General features: G+C 73.4%; 4 protein-coding genes. All 4 read left to right on the top strand.

Annotated elements, in window-relative coordinates; genetic code table 11:
* The first annotated feature begins 388 nt into the window (after nt 1-388).
* The 4 genes from ACTUAL_RS20555 (at nt 389) to ACTUAL_RS20540 (ending at nt 3,229) form a co-directional block, all read left to right on the top strand.
* Nucleotides 389-589 carry a hypothetical protein gene (locus ACTUAL_RS20555; RefSeq protein ID WP_440901387.1) on the top strand — a complete coding sequence of 67 codons (201 nt, stop codon included), beginning with the start codon at nt 389-391 and terminating at the stop codon, nt 587-589.
* A gap of 180 nt (nt 590-769) precedes the next feature.
* Nucleotides 770-1,537: an ABC transporter permease gene (locus ACTUAL_RS20550; RefSeq protein WP_096498023.1), complete on the top strand. Its 768-nt coding sequence runs from the start codon at nt 770-772 to the stop codon at nt 1,535-1,537.
* A complete protein-coding gene (locus ACTUAL_RS20545) occupies nt 1,534-2,343 on the top strand; it encodes an ABC transporter permease (RefSeq protein ID WP_440901386.1) in 810 nt (269 codons plus the stop codon). Before ACTUAL_RS20550 ends, ACTUAL_RS20545 begins: the two co-directional genes overlap by 4 nt.
* A gap of 1 nt (nt 2,344) precedes the next feature.
* Nucleotides 2,345-3,229, top strand: coding sequence for an ABC transporter ATP-binding protein (locus ACTUAL_RS20540; RefSeq protein WP_096496261.1), 885 nt, complete (start codon nt 2,345-2,347; stop codon nt 3,227-3,229).
* Nucleotides 3,230-3,865: the final 636 nt, after the last annotated feature.

Genomic DNA, 3,865 nt, shown 5'->3' with positions numbered 1-3,865 from the left:
GGGGTTGGTCGGCGGGCGCCCCCGCCGACGCGGGGCCGCACCGGTTCGCCGGGGCGGCCCCGTCGCGCGCTCCGGGCCGGGGCGCGGATCCGCGGGACCCGGCGCGCGTCCCGGATCGCGGCCCGTTCTCGGGGTCCCGTCGCGTGTTCCGGCCCCCGCGCGACTGCTCCGCGCGGGGGAAGTTCCACTCAGCGGAAATGGATCCGGGTGGTCGCGCGCGGGTTGTGGGAGCGTGCCGGACGGCTCGGGCGCGGTGGCGCGGTCCCGGCCGGGAGCGGGCGGGCGGTCGGGGGAGGGGCGGTCCCGGTCCCGGCGACCGGGCGTCCGGCGCGCCCCGCTCCCCGGTCCCCGGCGCGGGGTGGTCCGCTCCGCGCGGGCGGGTCGTCCGGTGTGGACCGCGCTGTGGTACCGCGTGCGCGGTTGTGCCGAGCAGTTCGAGGAAATCGTTCGTCCGGCGACCGGAATGGACGGCTGCGGCGCGTTGTCCGAGGCGTTCGGCGGGGGCCGTGGAAAACTGATCGTGAATTCGTCCTCTGTGGACGAGAAGCGAGTTTTCCCGGCTATCCAGGGGATCACCCGGATGCCGTAGGGGCCTCCTGCCTGCGCAGTAGTACTCACTGCTGTGGTTGCGGTGGCTTCAGTGCGCAGCGAAGTCAACTCGACCGGATCGGGGGGCGAAGTTTTCTGCTCCCTTATTGTGGCAACCCCGTTCGACTCTCTAGATTGGCCGGGTTGGCTCGGGTTGATCAACTGGGAAGAGGCGTTGCGCGTGCGTGCGCTAACCCGAGGACTGCTCGGTGCGGCCGGGTTCCTCGTCATCTGGGAGCTTTTCGGCCGATCTGGCCTGGTTCCCCAGGAGTACCTGCCGCCGCCCTCCGTGGTGGCGGTCGAACTGCTCGCCCTGCTCGGGGACGAGACGTTCCTGCGCGACGTCGTGGCGACCGTGCTGGCGCTGCTCATCTCGGTCCTGCTGTCCGTGGGCGTCGCCGTGCCCGCGGGTCTGGTCCTGGGCAGCGTCGCGTCGGTGCGCCACGCGACGCGCGCCGTGGTGGAGTTCCTGCGCCCCATCCCGTCGGTGGCGCTGATCCCCCTGGCGATCGTCGTGCTGGGCCTCGGCCCGGAGATGAAGATCGCCCTCGCCGTCTACGCGGCGGTGTGGCCGATCCTGTTCAACACCATCTACGCGCTCGACGAGCTGGACCCCCTGCTCGTCGACACCGCCCGCGTGTTCGGCGCCGGCCGGGTGCGCGTGCTGCTCTCCGTGGCGCTGCCCAGCGCGCTGCCGTTCGTGTTCACCGGCATCCGGCTGGCCGCGACGACCTGCCTGGTCGTGCTGGTCAGCGTCGAGATGCTGGCGGGCGGCGCGGCGGGGATCGGCGAGTTCGTCATGGACGCCCGCAGCGGCGCGGGCCGCATGGACCTGGTGCTCGCGGGCACCGTCGTCGCGGGCGTACTCGGCTACCTGGTCAACGAGGGGCTGGAGCGCGCGCAGCGCCGCTGGGTCCGCTGGGGCTTCGCCGCGGGGGGCAGGTCGTGAGGGCGCTGTCGGGTTTCCTCCAGCGGTGGGTGGTCTTCGGCTGCCTGGTCCTGGTGTGGGAGGCGGTCACGTTCCTCGCGGACGACCCGTTCTTCCCGCGCCCCACGGTGATCGCGGACGCCGCCGCGCAGCTGTGGCTCAGCGGCCCCGCCGAGATGCTGGTCCTGACCGACGTGGTGTTCGAGCACCTGGTGCCCAGCCTGACCCGGCTGCTCACCGGGTGGGGCATCGCCGCCGTCGTCGGCGTCGCGCTCGGCCTCGCGCTCGGCCGCTCCGAGCGGGCCATGGAGTACGCGGGGCCGGTGCTGACGTTCATTCGCTCCATCCCGCCGCCCCCGCAGGTGCCGGTGTTCCTGCTGCTGTTCAACATCGGCACCTCGATGCAGCTGGCCACGATCGTCTTCGGCGTGCTGTGGCCGATCCTGCTCAACACCGTCGACGGCGCCCGCTCCGTCGACAGCACCAAGACCGAGACGTCCGAGGTGTTCCGCATCCCGCGCGCCCAGTGGGTCCTCGGCGTCGTCCTGCCGTCGGCCGCCCCGAAGATCTTCGCCGGTCTCCGGGTCAGCCTGTCGCTGTCGCTCGTGCTCATGGTCGTCTCCGAGCTCGTCGGCACCGACAACGGCATCGGCTCGCAGCTGCTGCTCGCCCAGCGGCAGTTCGACTTCCCCGGCATGTGGGCGGGGATCGTCCTGCTCGGCGTGCTCGGCTACACCCTCAACACCGTGCTCCTCGCGCTGGAGAACCGGGCGCTCGCCTGGCAGCCCAAGCGCGAGGGGCGCACCCCCGCGACGGTGGAGGATTGACATGACCGCGATGCTCGAGGTGGCCGCGCTCGGCCACACCTACCAGGGCAAGGACGGCGCCCACACGGCGATCGACGACCTCTCCTTCACCGTCGGCGCCGGTGAGCTGGTCTGCGTCGTCGGCCCCTCCGGGTGCGGCAAGTCCACGCTGCTCCGGACGATCTCCGGGCTGGTGCGCCCCAGCCGGGGCGCGGTGAGCCTGCACGGCGCCGCGGTCAAGGGCGTGCCCGACGACCTCGCCGTGGTGTTCCAGGACTACAGCCGCTCGCTGTTCCCGTGGCTGACGGTGCAGAAGAACGTGGAGTTCCCGCTGCGCAGCTCGGTCGGGCGGGCCAAGCGGCGGGCGCGCGCGGCCGAGGCGCTGGAGTGGGTCGGGCTGGCGGCTGCGGGGCGCAAGTACCCGTGGCAGCTGTCCGGCGGGATGCAGCAGCGGGTGGCGATCGCGCGGGCGCTGGCGTACCGGCCCGCCCTGCTGCTCATGGACGAGCCGTTCGCGTCGGTGGACGCGCAGACCAGGTTCGAGCTGGAGGACCTGCTCCTGAAGATCCGCACCGAACACGACACGACGGTGCTGGTGGTCACGCACGACATCGACGAGAGCGTGTACCTGGGCGACCGCGTGCTGGTGCTGTCGACCTCGCCCGCGTCGGTGGTGGCGGACCTGCGGGTGGACCTGCCCGCGCCGCGCGACCAGATCACCACGCGCGAGTCGGACGTGTTCGTGGGGCTGCGGGCGGAGGTGGCGCGGCTGCTGAACGTGGGCAAGCCCTCGCCCGCCCGGCGCCCGGCGCCCGGTCGGCGGGCCGCTGACGGGCAGGCCGCGAGATGGGCGGCGGAGGAGCGCGCCGAGGTGGAGAGAGGCGCCGCGCAGCGCCTGGCGCGCTGACGGCTTCTCGGCGGCGCCGAGGTTCTTCCCCCTCGGGGGAGTTCGCGGGGCGGTTCCCGCGCGTCCGGTCCGGTGACCGGGGGCGCGGGGCCGCCCTTCGCGCTGTCCGGGGGGCGGGCGTCGCGCTGGTGGTGATCAAGGGTGCTTCGGGGTAACGGGAATCACGTGGTCGGACGATCAAGACCGCTGTGCGGCAAGGGGAGTCGCGCGGGTGGACGGTCAAGACCGCTGCGCGGCAAGGGGAACCGGGCGCGCGGGAGGCCGGGAGTGCTGCGCGGCAACGGGAGCGCGGCGCTTGGGCGCTCAGCGGCGCTGTGCGGCGTTGGCGCGCCGTGCCGGCCGCGGCAGGGCTGCGGGGGCGTTCGACGGCGCTGCGCGGCGTTCAGGGCGGTGCGCGCGTCGTGGGGCTGGAGTTGTTGCGGTGACGGGGAATCCGCTCGCCCGGCGGTGCTCGGACCGGTGCGGTCGCATCGGTCCGCCGGGGCGGAAACCGTTGCGGCGGTTGAAGATCCGGTGTCACGGAGGGTGGTCGCTACGGGGTTCCGCCGGTGCGGGCGCATCGGCGCGGTGCGGGGAATTCGTTGCCGCCACGGGGAAAGCGGGCCCGGTCGGCCGCGCGGGCGGCCTGGAAACGGG

It is taken from the genome of Actinosynnema sp. (assembly GCF_052038725.1).
Note: the sequence above shows the minus strand (reverse complement) of the source record. Positions and strands in the feature narration are given on the sequence as shown.

Bases quoted from the DNA above. Each gene is read 5' to 3' on its own strand.
- ACTUAL_RS20540 (WP_096496261.1), top strand. From the start codon at position 2,345: ATGACCGCGATGCTCGAGGTGGCCGCGCTCGGCCACACCTACCAGGGC.